10 protein-coding genes and 2 pseudogenes are annotated in these 17,467 nt (G+C 41.5%); all 12 read left to right on the top strand.

What is annotated here, in order from left to right; all coding sequences use genetic code 11:
* The first annotated feature begins 249 nt into the window (after positions 1–249).
* The 12 genes and pseudogenes from KPY62_RS06955 to KPY62_RS06900 all read left to right on the top strand — a co-directional run bounded on the left by KPY62_RS06955 (position 250) and on the right by KPY62_RS06900 (position 17,466).
* Positions 250–1,329 (top strand): hypothetical protein, encoded by a 1,080-nt coding sequence (locus KPY62_RS06955; protein WP_228730603.1) that lies wholly within the window; start codon positions 250–252, stop codon positions 1,327–1,329.
* Positions 1,330–1,495: 166 nt separating this feature from the next.
* Positions 1,496–2,698, top strand: a pseudogene (gspF, locus tag KPY62_RS06950) (type II secretion system inner membrane protein GspF).
* A 759-nt stretch (positions 2,699–3,457) separates the two neighbouring features.
* Positions 3,458–3,846 (top strand): annotated as a pseudogene (gene gspG, locus KPY62_RS06945) (type II secretion system major pseudopilin GspG).
* 413 nt (positions 3,847–4,259) lie between these two features.
* Complete coding sequence (locus KPY62_RS06940) at positions 4,260–4,817, top strand: protein-disulfide reductase DsbD N-terminal domain-containing protein (RefSeq protein WP_216581368.1); 558 nt, start codon at positions 4,260–4,262, stop codon at positions 4,815–4,817.
* Between the two features lie 162 nt (positions 4,818–4,979).
* Complete coding sequence (locus KPY62_RS06935) at positions 4,980–7,190, top strand: protein-disulfide reductase DsbD domain-containing protein (RefSeq protein WP_216581367.1); 2,211 nt, start codon at positions 4,980–4,982, stop codon at positions 7,188–7,190.
* Between the two features lie 437 nt (positions 7,191–7,627).
* Positions 7,628–9,025 carry a phospholipase A gene (locus KPY62_RS06930; RefSeq protein ID WP_216581366.1) on the top strand — a complete coding sequence of 466 codons (1,398 nt, stop codon included), beginning with the start codon at positions 7,628–7,630 and terminating at the stop codon, positions 9,023–9,025.
* 111 nt (positions 9,026–9,136) lie between these two features.
* Positions 9,137–9,946 carry a ComF family protein gene (locus KPY62_RS06925; RefSeq protein ID WP_228730602.1) on the top strand — a complete coding sequence of 270 codons (810 nt, stop codon included), beginning with the start codon at positions 9,137–9,139 and terminating at the stop codon, positions 9,944–9,946.
* A 359-nt stretch (positions 9,947–10,305) separates the two neighbouring features.
* Positions 10,306–10,794 (top strand): pilus assembly FimT family protein, encoded by a 489-nt coding sequence (locus KPY62_RS06920; protein ID WP_216581365.1) that lies wholly within the window; start codon positions 10,306–10,308, stop codon positions 10,792–10,794.
* Positions 10,794–11,384, top strand: a complete 591-nt coding sequence (pilV, locus tag KPY62_RS06915; protein ID WP_216581364.1) for a type IV pilus modification protein PilV — start codon at positions 10,794–10,796, stop codon at positions 11,382–11,384. Before KPY62_RS06920 ends, pilV begins: the two co-directional genes overlap by 1 nt.
* A gap of 1 nt (position 11,385) precedes the next feature.
* Positions 11,386–12,525, top strand: a complete 1,140-nt coding sequence (locus tag KPY62_RS06910; protein ID WP_216581363.1) for a PilW family protein — start codon at positions 11,386–11,388, stop codon at positions 12,523–12,525.
* The gene (locus KPY62_RS06905; protein WP_216581362.1) at positions 12,522–13,328 is read left to right on the top strand and encodes a pilus assembly PilX family protein; all 807 of its coding nucleotides are present in this window, start codon (positions 12,522–12,524) and stop codon (positions 13,326–13,328) included. Before KPY62_RS06910 ends, KPY62_RS06905 begins: the two co-directional genes overlap by 4 nt.
* Before the next feature lie 97 nt (positions 13,329–13,425).
* Positions 13,426–17,466, top strand: a complete 4,041-nt coding sequence (locus tag KPY62_RS06900; RefSeq protein WP_216581361.1) for a hypothetical protein — start codon at positions 13,426–13,428, stop codon at positions 17,464–17,466.
* Position 17,467: the final 1 nt, after the last annotated feature.

Genomic DNA, 17,467 nt, shown 5'->3' with positions numbered 1-17,467 from the left:
GATCAATGGCCCTTAGTCAATAGCTTCGACTATTGAGGCAAGCTACTAAAGCAATAGCGTTGAGGTGTTTTTTAAGCCTTAACGCTATTTTTTTGTCGGTGTCAAAGCAATTGCTGCTGGTTCAGTCTTTGCTAGTAGCACAGCTGACAAGCTAAGTTAGTTAAGGTACTATAGAGCAGTTAATTCACTCATATATATTGTATGATCGTTATTTAGACAATCTACATTTTTGACTGGTGATAGTAAGTTATGACTCGACCCATTTTGAAGAGCAGCGCCAAAGTAGCGCTTACCAATAGCAATGAGGCCGCAACTGCCGACATTATCGTAGAGGGGCTTGGCTGTGCAGACTTGACTACTGCGCAACAGGATTCGCTGAGCTTAGCGTCATCAGTATTGAACAAAGCTGAGCTGTTAGCGTTGTTTACTTTGCCTGAAGCGTTTAGTGCTGATGTTAATACTGATGTGAGCGCTGCTATTAATAGTGCCGCTGCTGTCAATTTAGTTGATGCTGAGGCTGAGATTAACAAAGATACTATCGAATTAACAGTCGCTGAGCAGCGTTTAGCGCTTTATCATCGCCAGCATCAGCGTACTCGGTTATTGTATCAAGCCTCTGCTAGTAGTCGGCCAACTTATCTAGTCCAAAATCTAAAAACGCAATTTGTAGAATATCAGCAATATTTACTAGCACAGCAGCTAGATAAACGTGGGCTTATCGATATCGATGCCATTGAGCGTTTGTGGCAGCAGCTGCATGTAGTGGATGACATCATCGCTGATATAGTGCGTCATATGCCCGCTCAACAGCCCGCAGGCTGGCAATTGACTGCGCAAGATGGGCACAATCCTCTAAGTATGCCTACTGTTGGCAAGCTCAAACACTTGAAGCCGATAGCCGACTTGGCCAGTCTTAACAGTTACGTGCTCAGTCATTTTGGCGTTAGTAGCTTTACTTATGATCGTGGCTATTATATTGGTCATGTGGTTGGTTATTTATTCAGCTGTTATTTCTGTGCTCATCTGTCTATTAATTATGGGGTGACTGCACTTGGCGAGCATGTGGTACTGGATTTTGATTATGCTAGCCTTGACACTCCTTATATGGTGCGCTTACTTCAAGGACTTGATGGCTACTGCAAAAAACGTATTTATCAGCTGGCGGTTATCTGTGCCAGGTTAAGTGTTTATGCTTCTGATAAGCGTATTGAAAGAATGTTGATTGCTGAGGTTAATGATTTTGATAAGAAACTACAACAGCAGCACTTAGATGTTTTATTATTGCAAGGAGTGATGCCTGAGAGCAGTGATTCAACGCCTCTTTTTTGACTATAAGTTTTGATCCTAAAGCGCCAGCTGCCGTTTGACTATTTAATGGCAATCTACCTATTAACTAATTATTAACTGACGATTTATCTACAAACGGTTGAGCGCTAGGTAGAAAAGAGCTAATCGTTACCGTCTTTTGCCCATTTGCTTTAGGATAATCAAAGCTATGCCTGCTTATCATTATAAGGCCCTTGATGATCAAGGAGCCGTTCAAAAAGGCTTGCTTGAAGGTGATTCTGCGTGACAAATACGTCAGCAGCTACGTGATAAGCAGTGGACACCAGTAGACGTTAGCGCTGTCAATGATAAGTACAGTAAACATAAAAGCCGTTATAAAAAACCCTCTGCTTATGAGCTGGCATTACTGACCCGTCAATTATCAGTCCTACTTGCTGCTGGTATTCCCCTAGAAGAAACCCTCGCTGCAGTCGCCAAACAATACCCCAAGATCCATATTAAGTCTTTGATGCTAACGGTGCGTGCGCATGTACTAGAGGGCTTGAGCTTAGCTCGATCCTTACAACAAGCGGCCAGTTTCCCACCGCTATACATTGCTACTATTGCTGCTGGGGAGAAATCTGGACACCTTGATCTGATCCTTAATCAGCTGGCAGATTAAACCGAAAACCGCTTTGCACTACAAAAGAAAATCCAAGGTGCTATGGTTTATCCTATCGTCTTGATGGTCATGGCCTTAGCGGTGATTGTGGGTTTGATGAGCTTTGTAGTCCCCAAAATAGTCAAAGTATTTGAGCAATCTGAGCAAGCGCTACCATTAATCACTCAAATCGTTCTGTCCTTGTCTAACTTAATCACTCAATGGTGGTGGTTAATGCTGATAGTGTTAACCAGTATGAGCTTATTATTCTATCGTTTTGCGCAGACGCAAGCGGGCAAGCTAACCTTAGATAGCTTAGTCCTCAGATTACCGATATTGGCACGTTTATCTAAAGCTCTTAACGCAGCGCGTTTCGCTAGTACTCTAGCGATATTAGTGCGCTCAGGCGTACCGCTAATCGAAGCACTACACATTGGCGCGGCTGTTAATACTAACTTACATATTCAGCGCAATATCATTACCGCCGCTGATCGAGTTACTGAAGGGGCAAGCTTATCCAGCCAATTGGAAAAATCCGGTTATTTTCCACCGATGATGGTACAGATGATCAAAAGTGGCGAAAACTCAGGCGAGCTTGAAAACATGCTTAGTCGAGCGGCAAACATGCAAGAAGCTGAAGCCACGAATTTTATTAGTACTTTATTATCTTTGTTAGAGCCGCTAATGTTAGTTCTGATGGGGGTAGTAGTAATGATTATCGTCATGGCAGTCATGCTGCCTATCGTTAATATGAATGACTTAGCAGGCTGATGCTTACTACGGCGGACTAAGTTGACTAAATAGCGAAAATAGCCTAGTCAAATCAGCCAATATCTTCTAAAGATTATAGCTAGCCTATAACCCTTGTATAACTAATCCTCATTAACCACCTCTTTAGAATCGCTCCTCTATATATCTGTTATTTGCAGCTAAAGTCCCAAACAGCATCGATAGCTTTGACTGCTATTCGACAGGGATCTGCATGCAAAATCTAGATGGATAGCACCCAGCAATAAGCCTATATCTAATGCTCAGCAGCGATGGTATTCCTACGCTTTCTATTACAGATGTTTTACTTAATTTAGCTTTAGGTTTCTTAAGCTTTACTTACTGTATTAGATTGATGCTTGATAAGGATTTTTACTATTACTAGTCAATTCATTGGTTTATAGTGGCCAGTGTCAGGTGCTTGTCGCTTATAGCTGTTGTTTTAGCAGTGAGTAGTCACTGATAGTATTAGAGGCCAATAGGGTATCAATAATAGCTGTCAAAGGTAGAGAACAAAGGTAGATAAATTTAAAACCATAGTCTATAGTGACTAAGGCCTAATTATTTATTTCAGTATGAACTACTATAAGAGTGACGATATCAGTGATAACTATATTCAAGCAAAGTTGATTTAAGTCAAGCCAAACAAGCTCCTTTGAGCAACAGGATATAAACAATACTCAGCTAAAAATTATAAATAAAACTAGCACTATGATCTTACCTACTCATCGCCAGTAGACAGAATTTACCCTGATTGAGATTATGGTAGTTATTGTTATTTTGGCTATCTTGGCAGGCTTAGTAGTACCAAAAGTGGTAGGACAAAGCGACAAAGCGACAAGGTACGAGTCAAAACCACTGAAACGGCGCTAGCCACTGTCTCTAATGCTCTAGATATGTACAAAGTGGACAACTCCCGCTATCCAACCATAGCCCAAGGTTTGGATGTGCTAACTACACCGCCAGCAGACGCTAAGAACTACCCTGAAGGCGGCTATATCAAAGGCGGTTATTCAACCGATGATTGGGAGAATGAAATGCAGTATGTGGCTCTTGGTACTGAGGGTAAGCCTTATGACTTGTTCTCTTTGGGAGGCGATAATCAGCAAGGCGTGGAAGGCCTAGATGCTGACATCCATGCTCAGTTATAGTTATAAGCTATATATGCCAAGCTAGATAGATAGCTATTTGGCATCAACTTAGGGTTGATAACTAGTAACTTATAGCTTGATAGAAAAGCGCATAATATCAACCAGTAACGAGTTATTGGTTGATATTTTTTATGAGCGTTTTATTACAGTGGGTTTAATAAGATTCTTACGGAAGAGTTTAGCAACGACAGGGTTTATATAACCAACAGTTGAAGCAGTAACAATCGCCCTCATGATTGTAAAACTATAAATAGGCCCATTAACTTGTTAGTCGCTTATAAGAAATAACCATCTATCTATGATTAGTATTTATGACTAGTCATTAAGCACAGTTTAAAATTTTAAACAGCTCTAAATATAAATATCTCTAAATATAAATAGCTTTAAACATTAGTAATAAAAGGTAGCTTTCCATGTTTACACAAAAATCAATACCCAAAAAGGCAAGCAGCAAAAAATCCTCTATCTTGCTGTTAGCCTTGACTAGTATTTCTCTAGTAGCCGGATTAAGCGCTACCACTATGACTACGCAAGCCGCTGGTTTGAGTGATTTATTTGGAAATGACCAAAGCGCTTCACAGTCGAAGTTCCTCCCTGTTGATAAAGCTTTTCAAGTCGTTAGTAGTAATAAAGCTAGCACTCAAGGTACGGTATTGTCTATTAACTTTGACATTACTCCTGGCCATTACGTCTATAAAGACCGCTTGACCTTAACTTTCCCTAAGGGTGTGCGTGCTACGCCTTTTAAGTTCAGTCAGTCGCCCGTATCCATCAATGATCCGACTTTTGGTAAAGTACCCGTATTCACTCAAAGAAACATGGTGGCGACTACTACTTTGACTTCTACTAATGGCAAACCTATAAAAAATGCTGCTCTAGTTATTGGCTGGCAAGGCTGCGCCAAAGCAGGTCTCTGTTATCCACCTGAAAAGATCAAAACTACTGTGAATATAGCTCCAGCTCGTAAGTAGTTCCTAGTGCAATGACTAGCCTCTACATCGCTATTAATGGCGTAGTTATTAGTTTAGTAGCTACGCACTCATTGGCAATAAAAGCTGTAAGTAAGCATCCTCTATCAGTACCTACAGTTTCACTATTAATCAGTATTAACCGGTAATAACAAGGTAGCCTTCATGTCTAGAAAGACGCCAGAACCATCATCAGCAGCAATAAAGCATACTGCTAGTAAAAAGTCTTGTTTATTAGCTTTTGCTATCGCTAGCAGCGTACTAACGGCTGGAATGGGCGCTATGACTAGCCAAGCTGCAGGCTTAGGCGATTTGTTTAGTAATGATAAAAGTGCTACTCAGTCAAAATTCTTGCCAGTAGAGCAAGCTTTTAAAGTCACCAGTAGCAGCAAAGCCTCAGCTAAAGGCACAAGTTTAGCAGTGAATTTCACTATCACGCCTGGACATTATGTCTATAGAGATCAGCTGAAGTTAACTTTGCCAGCTGGCGTGAGCGCAGCACCTTTTACTTTTAATCGCACTCCAGTATTAATTGATGATCCAACTTTTGGCAAAGTGCCAGTATTTGATCAAGCTAATATGGAAGCGAGGACTACCTTAACTAGCACTAGTGGCAAAAGTATAACTAACGCAGCAGTAGTTGTTGGCTGGCAAGGCTGCGCTAAAGCAGGTCTTTGCTATCCTCCTGAAAAGATCAAAACTACCGTTAATATTGCTGCTACCCCACAAAAATCAGCGCCTGTTAATACTATTAAGGCCGCTGCCGTAACAGCCGTTGTTAGCTCCCCAGCAAAAAACGCTAGCGCTGAGCCATCGGTTGTTGCAAATGATGACGCTGTAGAGGCTGCTAATACTGAAGCCACCAATAGCATCTCCGGTGCAAATACTGAAACGGACACTATCTCTGGTGCTGACACTGATACTATATCTGGTGCTGACACTGACACTGACACTGATACTATATCTGGTGCTGACACTGACACTGATACTGTATCTAGTACTGACACTGAAACTAGCACTATGTCTGGCGCTGACAGTAGTCCAATAGGGGATGAGGTTAATGCTATTGAGGCCAATAACGGCTTATCAGAAAGTGATCCATTTGGACTAGCAAGCCACCCTTGGTTGGCATTATTATTATTGTTTTTAGCTGGTCTTGGCTTGGCATTTACCCCTTGCGTGCTACCGATGTTACCTATCGTGGCAAACATCGTTGCTCGTCAGCAGAATCCAACGGTCAAAAAAGGGGTGATACTGACTACTAGCTATGCGGTAGGGGTCGCTATCGCTTATGGTATCCTGGGAGCCGTGATTGCGGTATTTGGTGAGTCTTTAGGTATCATCGGCTGGCTACAGAACCCAATAATATTGATTAGCTTTGCTATTGTTTTTGTATTATTAGCGCTCTATATGCTCGGAGTGTTTACTATACGTTTGCCACGTTTCATCACTAGCAAAATGCAAGGCTTAAGCCAAGCTGGTGATAGTAAATTGGGTAGCGCTGGGGGCAGTCTAGCTGCTGGCTTCTTATCGGCACTAGTTGTATCGCCTTGTGTATCAGCACCCCTATTTGGTGCCTTGCTGGCGGTCTCTACTATTGGCAGTCCACTACTGGGTTTTGCCGCTTTATTTATGCTGGGCTTTGGCTTATCGGCGCCACTTATCCTAATTGGGGCGACTCAAGGTAGCATCATGCCTAAAGCCGGCGAGTGGATGAACTGGGTCAAAGTAGGCTTTTCTTTATTACTATTTGCGGTGGCATTGCTATTAGTTGAGCGCGTATTTATATCGTCAGTTATGTTATTAGTTTGGGCACTTTGGTTTATGGTAGTGGCTACTTGGGCTTGGAGCTGGTTGGGCAAAGGCCGGATGCTTACGCAAGCATTAGGGTTAGTCGCTGGTATTTGGGCGGCAACTTTAATTATCGGCGCCGCTTTAGGTAACGATGATAGTTTACACCCCTTAGAATCGTTAGGAGCTGCACCGATGATGATCCAAGCAGCTGGTGGAGCAGGCAATCAAGAGCTAGCAGCGAGTAATGCTACTGATAAGAATATTACTACCTTAGCAGAGCTGGATGTCATCACTGCTGCTAATCCTAAAGTGTTAGTGGATGTCACTGCTGAATGGTGTATCGAATGCCGGATTATGGATAAGAATTTGTTTACTAGTCGTCCAGCACAGATGCAAGGCTGGCAGTTAGTTCGCTTAGATATCACAGATACCAATGAAGACTCAAAAGCTATCTTGGCTCGTTATAAGCTATTTGGTCCGCCGACGTTGCTGTATTATAAAGACGGTGAACTGGTCAATAAACAAGTTGGCGAAATAGGTCGTGAAGAGTTCGAACAGACTTTAACTACTTTGAATAAATAAGCCAAAACTACTACCTCGCTAGTGAAAGTAAGAATCAGCCAGCGCTATTAAAATAGTTGCTGGCTTTTTTTGTCAAATTTTTGCTAATGAAGTTTAAACTATAATTATCTCTCTACTAACAGCGTACTAGCTATAAAAATATAGTGATTAAATCGGCTGAGTGAGTCAGAATCAAAGGGTATCTCTAAGATATAATAGTGACTCAACACTATAAATAACCGCAATGCTGCCCAATAAAGGGCTATTGGCTGGCACATTAAATATGTGATAAAGCTAGTATAGTAGATATATATTCATTACAATAAAGTAACAATTTCAACATGCTATAGTGTTGGTTTATTAACGGCTATTGCGTTTTAAGATTTTCCAATTCACCTGTTTTTCCTATCTTTTAGACCATCTGTTGGCGCTACTGCCAGTTAAGATAAAGGATCTCTATGTCTGCCGATTTTATCTCACCGCGCCACAGCGTGACTTTTGTGCCTACTTATCTAAGTATAGCCATTGGTGTGACGCTCAGCTGTTTTGCGTTTTCAGCGCAAGCAGCAACTAGTAAAACTTATAATGAATTATCAGTATCAGATGTGTTAGTCGAACAAGATAATAATGTACCAAAAGTTATCTATAATCGCCTAAAAACCCCCAGTACGCCTGTTAGTAGCCGAGAAACCGCTAGTAAAGAATTGGTAGCTAAGCAAACCCAGCTATTTTTTGACTGCACGCAAGTACAGACTGATGGCGCACGCTTAGCTTGTTTCGATAAAGTGGCGAACCAAGGCGAAACTAATCTAGCGACAAAACAGTCACTAGATCTAGTAAAAACCCTCAAGACCACCATAACTGGCAGTCCGCAAGTGGTATTGACAGTAGATACGGATCTTGATAATGTGCAGAATACGGATCGACTACTGGCCAATCAAGCTGCTGATAACGAGCCGTTAAGCACTGTAGGCTTGACCAAAAATGAAGCTAAAGTGTTAGAGGATGCTGGGGTCACGCAAACTGATCTTGAAAAGTATACCCCATTAAGTTTGGCTTATGATCTTGATAAAAACAGCGAACGCGGTACTTGGACCATTCGTCCTCATAACCCAAACTATGTGCTCCCTTTATTTTATACGGCTAAGCCTAATCTAAGCCCAAATAGTCCTTCACTAGATGGAGGAGAATTTACTTCTAATGACATTCGCAACACTGAGTTAAAGTTTCAGTTATCCCTAAAATCTAAAGTTGCCGAAGATTTATTCGGTACTAATGCTGACTTATGGTTTGGTTATACCCAAGATTCGCATTGGCAAGTTTATAATGAAGATAACTCACGCCCTTTTAGAGCCACTGATTACCAGCCAGAGATTTTCCTGACTCAGCCTGTAACCGCGAATCTACCTTTTGGTGGGCGCTTACGGATGTTAGGGTTAGGGGCGATGCATCATTCAAACGGTAAGTCTGAACCAGTATCACGCTCTTGGAACCGAATATATCTAATGGGCGGGGCTGAATGGGGTAAGTTTTCTATCGTGCCACGAATATGGGCGCGCGTAAAAAATGAAGATGAATCTAGTGAAGATAATGCTGATATCGAAGATTTTATGGGTCATGGTGATGTGAAGTTCTTGTACGACTTACCTAAGCAACAGAGCATAAGTGGTACCCTCCGTTATAATACCAGCACTAACAAAGGCGCGGCTCAAATTGATTACGTTTATCCTTTGACTAAGAACGTCAATGGCTATGTGCAGTTATTCCAAGGTTATGGTGAGTCGATCATTGACTATAACCATGAGACTACAGCTGTTGGTGTCGGGATAGTACTTAACGACTGGAAAGGGTTTTAGAGTAACCAGCTTATACAAAACAGGGTTTGAGCCAGTTAGCAATTGCTTAGGCTTGAACCTGTTTATTTGGCTACAGATAACCACATCCATCCTAATTAATAAGGAGCTTCTATGCAGAGAATGGCCCCTTATCAAGCAGGTGTCTCTATAGCAGAATATGTTAATAGACGCTGTCAGCTATGCCACATTCAGCCGAGCAGGCTGGTAATTAACAGCGTTAAGACCGTCACTAATCCTGTAACACGCCTAAGTCATTACCTTAATAGCGGACTGCTATGTAGCTATTGTCAAGATAGTATAGTCTGGCTACCACCTTCTTTTGCTGTCGATATTGCGCCAGCTATCTCTTTGCCCATTCAGGCAGCTACTTACTACCATTATCCTATTCGTCCTGCTTTTCGTGCTTTTAAGCACTATGAGGATATCAGTAAATTACCACTCCTAGTACATATTCTACGGCAGTTACCACGGCCCAAAGGCTGTCATCATGCTAATAGTGTCATCGTACCTATGCCTACTACCAACAGTCGCTTGCGCAAGCGTGGTTTCGACCCAGTAACCATCCTATCAGCATATTTGGCCAAACACTGGCAGATTCCCTTATGGAAAGGAGTACAGCGCACAGACAGTACACTTAGTCAGCAAGGTTTAACTCGCGCTGAACGCCTGAGTAATTTAGATAACGCTTTTGTAGTCACTAAGCCACCAACAGTCAAACGTTTATTGTTATTCGACGATATAGCGACTACTGGTGCTAGTTTGCAAGCATTGGCAACTACCTTACATGCGCACTCTCAACCTTCTAACCGCCAACTTATAAATAACTCTACTGAGAATCCTTCTATTAACAGCCCCTCTATTCACACTCCCTACCACATGACTGCCTACGCTATCGCCCATGGCAGTAATGACTCCCTTTAGCTACTTTATCAGGGTAACTAACCTTGCACTGCTATGCGTAGCACTGTTAACTCGTAGCATTGTTTTTAACTATGCCAAATAGTGGACAGTTGTCGTATTTTTTTATAAAAGCTCAGTGGTTAATTTTAGTTCCTATTAGCATTACTGATAACTATTATGAAGCAAAGCGCTCTAGGATTTCAGCAGTCATCACTACTTTATAGTTATTTATAAATATGGTGGAATGAAAATTGCAGCGCTTAGTTATAAATTATTGAATACAAACTGTTAAATATTAATGCTTTAGTGAGAACCGTTAAATAGCGTTGATTGATATAAGTTATAAAAATTACTCATAAGTTGGTAAATAGGATAGAGCGGTGAAAGTAATTATAAATAGCTCATCAGATCGACAAAAGACGACTGGTGCTGGGTTTGCTCTGATTGAACTGATGGCTATTATTGTCACTATTGCTGCTCCTAGCTTTAGTATTAAGCTAGCCAATCAGCGGGTTAAATCGACGGCAGTAAATATACAGAGCACTCTAAAAGAGGCTAAGGCGGAAAGTATCATTCGTCGTCAGGACGTTACGGTTATTGATAACCTTAGCTTAAACACAATAGCCTTAACAGGTAGAAATAATACTCTCATCGCTACTTACAGTGTCAAAAGCCAAAGTATAGTAAGTCAGGCTATTAGCCCTAGCAGTGTTACTCAAGTTGTCTTTCAACTGAATAAGCTCATAAGTGGAGCAAGTACCGAAGTTGTCTATACTATCTGTGATGATAGCTCCGATAGTGAGACCCCAAAGCAAGTGGTGGTCAATAAAATCGCTAATATTAGCATTATAAATGCCGGGAGCTGTTAATGAAGATTGATGACACACAGGTAGGCGTAGGACTAGTAGAAGTGATGGTTGCACTATTGTTATTAGCGGTGGCCATACTAGGGTATAGCGCGCTACAAGGCCAAGCTATAAAAGCAACTAATGAATCGTTTGAGCGTTCGCAATCGATAGTAATAATGCGCAATATAGCAGAAAAAATTCACGCCAATCCTTTCGCAATCGAAACTTATCAGACTAATATTAATAACGTAGACACAGTTACCGCACCTAGTATTCAGTGTGGCTTAGATGGAGCAGCGGTAACCACTTTATGTACTCCTGTCCAGTTTGCAGAAGCTGAAAGCTATAAAATCAAAGCGAACTTACAAAATTATGATTTCCAAATACAGATGCATCCTTGCCCTAATACTGGCGGAAATGGTGCTGATGTGACAAGCAACATTATGTTTTCGTACTGTTTGATTTCAGCGTGGGGTAATACCACAGCTACTGTTGGCAGCGACGAAGACACAGACTGTTTAACGGCAACAGTTATCGATGTTGACGATGTGGTAGAGCAAGTAGGTGGTAACTATCATTCTAAAGCTACTTGCATGATGATGGAGATATGAGATGAATTCAAAGGATCCCAACCTCCCACAATCCACTACACAAAATAATGGCGCTATCCAAGATCCTGTTTTTAATCAAGTAAAAGGCTTCACCTTAGTAGAGTTAATGATTGCTCTAGTATTAGGTTTGTTAGTCTCTGCTGCGGCATTACAACTATTTTATACCAGCTCAGTTAATAGCCGCCGTCAACAAGCCAGCTCACAGATTCAACACAATGCTATTTTTGGTTTTTCTCAAATTCAGCAACATCTAAGACGTACTAACTACGGCGCCAAAGCCACGACTGCGTATGATGAGTTTTTTATGAATCACTTGACGCCACAGGGAGGGGTTGTACTTACCACGCCTGTTGCTACTGGTACACCAGTCAGTTGGCTACAAGGTAATTTATCTGGCTTAGTATTAAATAATGCCGCTATTCCGGCAGCTTTATTAACCAGCAATGCGTCTAGCAATAGTATAAGTAACTTAAAAGGTACTAGGGTTGCCAACAGTGATCAACTAACGATTCAATATCGATCAGATAGACAGAATGCTTTTGACTGTGAGGGCGATACGATACCGGCAGGGTTTTATGTAATCGAGCGCTATTTTGTACGAATGGATAATACCGTCACGCCGGCCGCTCCGGGACTAGCCTGTGCCTCAGCTATCTATGACTATAATGAGACTGCTGCTGGTAGCGTAACGGGTATTGATATAGCCCGTTATACGGCACCCGCTATACCAGCTGTAACTACCACACCAGCTGTGCCTGCTAAAGTGAGAAATAATAATTTAGCCGGAAATGGCACTATCATTATATCCAACGTTGATTATTTTAGAGCAACGCTTGGCATATCATCGAGTAGAAGTTTTGCTACTGATCCTGAAAATTTAGACATTGCTTATGTGGCTATTCCTGCTGCAGCAGATCTTACGTCATTGCTTGATACTAGACGTATTGTCAGCTTACAGATTGGAGTGTTAGCACGATCAGATAATCCAACAGCGAGTGCGCAAGCCAATAGTCAGTTGAGATTCACAGTTTTAGATAAGGTGGATGCTGAGCTTAGTACAGCGGCTGCAGCTGGCCCAACATATTTACGCAATGTTTACCAAAGCACCATCTTATTACGTAATGCTAGAGGAGGTTTATGATGAATCCTAGGACTATAAACCCTCCTAAAGTATCCACGAGCTTAGATAATCAAACCGGTGCAGTGTTGATCGTGGTAATGCTAGTGTTGATTTTAATTACGATAGTAGGAGCAGTTGCCGTTAGACAAAGCACTACTGATCTTAAAATAGCTACTGCTGATCAAGTAAATAAACTATTGTTTCAGGCTAATGATGCTGCCTTGTTAAAAGTTGAAAAAGAAGATCGTATCTCAAGTGCTAATAACCGCAAAAAAAAAGATACTTTAAAGGGCTATATATCCAGTAGCGAGCGAGAGGGTCATAAGATTAGTTTTTGTGTTAGACCGCGTAGTACTGAGCTATTTAGTATCCTCAAAATTAGTGAGATCGATCAAAACAATGCCTTACTGACTAATAAAAACAATGGTTATTGCAACCCTAATGATAGCGATGATTATGTCAGTGAAGGTCGAGTCATTACCCAAATGACCTTTGTACGATCTGAAACCCAAGGTGTTTTTTCTGCAGAAGGATCTGGTACCTCGTCCGACAATGTTGAACCAGCAACTACAGGAGAAAATGCCTCTATTGGCTGTACTACCTTTGTCGGTTATGTCACCTCAGTCATACCAGCGCTATCTAGCGCTCCATTAGGTAATCCTAGTAGTAATAATACCACCTCTATTTCTGGCTGTTTTAAACAGTTGCGTACCGGTAATAATACTGTAGATAGTTGTTTGGCTGCATTGAGCGTGCCGTATCAAACTCAGCAGCAGACTTATATCAATCAGCCTGTTGGGGTTAAGTGTGTCTCTGGAAGCTAAAATGTTATTAGAGGCATCAGTTTCAGTATCTAGCGTAATGTTACCTGAGAGATAGCAAATTATTTATAACAGCGATAAATATATATGGGCGATTACTATGAAAGTCTCAGCAAAAATCAAAGATAACCCAGCTTATCTTATTAGAAGAGGCTGGGGTATAAGACTACTATCAACAGCAGTCTTAGGGTGTATGGCAAGCAGCGCTGGCCACACCTCCGATTTAGAGATATACCAAGGTGCGACTTTTGGTAATGCCACTATTATGATGATGCTCGATAACTCAGGTAGTATGAATAATAATAGTATTGAAGCAGATTACCCACTGGTGAATTTGCGAGATCCTATCAGGAACGAAACTATTACTTCCTACATCTATGACGATGATGGCGTAATAACAAACGATAGCGTCAGTTATAGTGTGAGCTATAGATATGATGCCGATTTAAAAAAATACTATAGTCGTATGGGGCGTCTAAAAAATGCATTGATACCTATGTTTGCTAACCCCAAAAGTAAGGATGCTTTTGGCAGTAGTGCCGATCTGAGTAAATACAAAATAGGACTAGGTAAATTTTATCTAGGTCATTTTGAGATTCAAGGAGGTCAAATACTGGTACCAGCTTTAAATTTGACCTTGCAACATCGAAAAAGATTAATTGAAGACATTAAGAACCTGCAGCCAAACATCAATGGAACTCCTACTGCTAACGCTTATGCTGAAGCAGGTGCTTATATGTTAGGGACCAATACCTTAACCAGCAGTCAGACCACTCGTTATCTAGAGGTTGGCTATTCAGAACTTACCAATGGTAAGCATGACCTATATAAATGTACTAAGAATGAAACTAGCTTTTCCACTCATAATAATTATAAATATTATCCGTGTAATAACGAAAGAAAAGTGCAAGATAACGCTAGTTCTCTAAATTTAGGACTGCTAAATAATTTTAATTCCGGCTTTACTAATCTCAAAACAACTCGCTATCTCAGAGCTATTACTAAAGATTGGAGTAAGAGTAATTCAAGGAAAACGCCAAGTGGTTTTGATTTGTCGGTCAATGATACTAAGGTTCAGCCGAATAAGTTGACCTACCGCTCACCTCTTAGTGGTGTGCCTGCCCAATGTGATGGTTATGGGGTCTACTTTTTGACTGATGGTGAGCCTAACAGAGCTTATGCAGAGACTATCACCTTGATGGAAGCTAGCTTAAGCGGTAGCGCAATGTCTATGGGGGCTTCTTGTGACTCGGGTTTAACCAATATAGGGAGTAGGCAAGGGGAGCAATCTGGTTGGCAATGTATCGGTGAGTATTCAAAAGCATTGAATAATAGCAATAATGCTAAAAATACTTCAGTTTTGACGGCAGCGGTAGGCTTTGGCCGAGTGTTTGAAGAGATTGTAGCGCAAGCAAAGATAACAAAATCTATCACTGTGTCCGATGGCACGATTGAGAGAGTACCAGTCTATGATTGTGATAACTCTGCTATTACTAATCAAGACGCTAAGAACTTATGTAAACTTGGCGAAAAAGGCTACGGTTATGGTGAGGGTGGATTTTATTATACGCAAGAGTCTTTAGAGGTTGCCAATAGTGTCAGAAGCTTTATCGAAGATGTTAGTCAAATAGAGATTGAATCACTATCAGCAGGGACGATGTCAGTACCTCTTGATAGCTTAAGAGGTCTCACCTCACGTAAATTCGCTTATCTACCCATACTTGAGCCCGTTCCAAAGTCATCATTATTATGGAAAGGTAATCTCAAGAAATATAAGGTTAAAGATACTACCTTATTTGGCGCAAACAATAGTTTTGTGTTTGCTAATAGTACGGGGTTATTCGCAAAAAATACTTATGACTTATGGAATACTATCGTCGACGATACTCGCGCTGATACCCTAAAACCTGATTTGGCAAAGCCACAGGTTGGTGGTGCTTTTCAACAAGTATTCGGCAATGCTACTACGAATGTGGGTAATAGGAACTTGTTCGTTGACGTTGGTAGTAGTCTCGTCAATCCACAAGTGGTTACTGATAATAAGCCTGCAAATTTTGCTGCTTTGACCAGCTACACTAATCTACAAAAACTAACTTTGCTCAATTTTATGGGCTATAGCGAGCCTGCAACTACTACAGTAACTGATAATACTGCGTTAACGTCTACCCATGATAAAGGGCTGAAAAACATAGGTGGTGTGTTGCATTCTATACCGCAGCTGATTACCAAAAAAGTAGCTATTGATGCTATGGGTAGGTTCGATACTAGTAACCGTAAAGATTATATTATTTATGGCTCTATGGATGGTGCCTTGCACATGCTCGATGATAGTACCGGTAAAGAAGCCTTTACTTTTGTACCGAAACAAATTCTCGATTTGCAGCCTAAAGCACTCAGTGGCAATGGTTCTGCTGCAGATGGCAGTTACCCTTATGGAGTCGATGCCCCTTGGCTCACTTATGCTTCTTATACTACCAAAGCCACCACCACAGGTACTGGTGATACGGCAACAACGGTCAACACTTATGAAGCCGATCAAAGCTTTGCGTTAGGTGGTCTGCGCATGGGTGGCTCTATGTATTATGCTCTGGATGTCTCAGATGTTGACAGCCCTAAGATTATCTACGGGGTTGGCTCTAATTATGCCAATCAATTACAAAATAATAGTCTAACTCTAGCTGGTACTAAAAATAACGTTACTGGCAGCAGCACAGCAGAACAAAAAGCTTTTGCCCGCATGGGTCAGTCATGGGGTAAGCCGAGCCTAGGTTATGTAAAAAGTGGTGGTAAACGAGTGATGGTTAGCCTGTTACCTGGGGGTTACGATAGCTGTTATGAAGATCCAAATTTCAAATTAAATACTAGCTACCCGAATAACGCTCAATGTCATAATAAAGCAGCGGCCCAAGGTAATGGCGTTTATATGTTACAAGTGGGTGAAGCCAAAACTAAAACCAATAATGAAGAAACCATAGACACCGCCGTAAATAATGGCGCTTTACTTTGGTGGGCAAGCAATAGTGGCAGTAGTAGTAACAGTACTACTCGTTCTGCTTCTCTGCAGTATTCAAAAGCGCCAGACCTTAAACATAGTATTGTTACGCAGATCAGAGCTATGGATCGTAACTACGATGGTCTTATAGATCATATCTACTTCGCAGATTTAGGCGGTCAAGTTTGGCGCGTTGATATTAATAATAATGCCGACACTGATAACTTTAAGGTAGATAGAGTAGTCAAAGTGTTAGACGTTAGCGACCAAGTTGCGACTGGCGATGCACCACCACGTATTTATGAGCGTCCGCTGGTAACCTTTTATAATGGCAAGTATAGCTATGTAGATGCTGCTGGTACACCAGGCAGCGCTAATGGTGTACAAGCTATAGTGACAGTAGGAACAGGGGATCGCAGTAATCCGGTAACGGCAACCAGAAATATCCCCGACGCGCTATACAATATTATCGATAAGGATGTTGCCCGTAGTGATTTATTTTATTATGGCACCGCTACAACGCCGACGATGAATTTACGTACACCTGTGAATAAGGTAGCAGGTATCAGCAATAGAAACGATAAACTACAAAAGCTAACTTTTTCTGCTGCAGATATAGCTACCTCAGGTATTAAAGAAGGAATGCAGAGTGGTGCTATACAAGGCTGGTACATGCCATTCACGGCTTGGTTAAATGAGACGCCGCAAACTACTGGCCCCTACAAAATAAAAATGTTCAATGAGCCAGATGCATTAGCTGGGATATTAGTATCCTCTTCCTATAACCCTGACGAAGGGCAAGAAGTTCAGGCTTGTAGCGCTGGTGTCAAAGGTGAGACGCAACGCGAACGTACTTGCTTACCTTATGGTACTTGCTTAGATAGTGCCGGTAACGGGATATTGACTGTACGCTCTACTTTTAATGCTGGTTCAGGAATTGTTGATAATATTATCAGCCAGTTCAATGATACTAGTACTTTTAGTAGCTTAGTTAACCGCTGTGAAGGTGATGATTGCCAGCCTAAAGTTATCTGCCCGAGTGGTGATTGCAAACCTGCACCGCCTACTTGTACAGGCCCTACTTGCGGTCCTCTCGATGGTTTCAATACTGATAAACGTATCAACCCACTAAGCTGGATTGAGCATTGAT

The sequence above is a fragment of the Psychrobacter sp. TAE2020 genome (assembly GCF_018919485.1).
In the GTDB taxonomy this organism is placed as follows: Bacteria; Pseudomonadota; Gammaproteobacteria; order Pseudomonadales; family Moraxellaceae; genus Psychrobacter.
The sequence above is the reverse complement of the archived record's forward strand: the minus strand, read 5'-3'. Positions and strand labels throughout refer to the sequence as shown.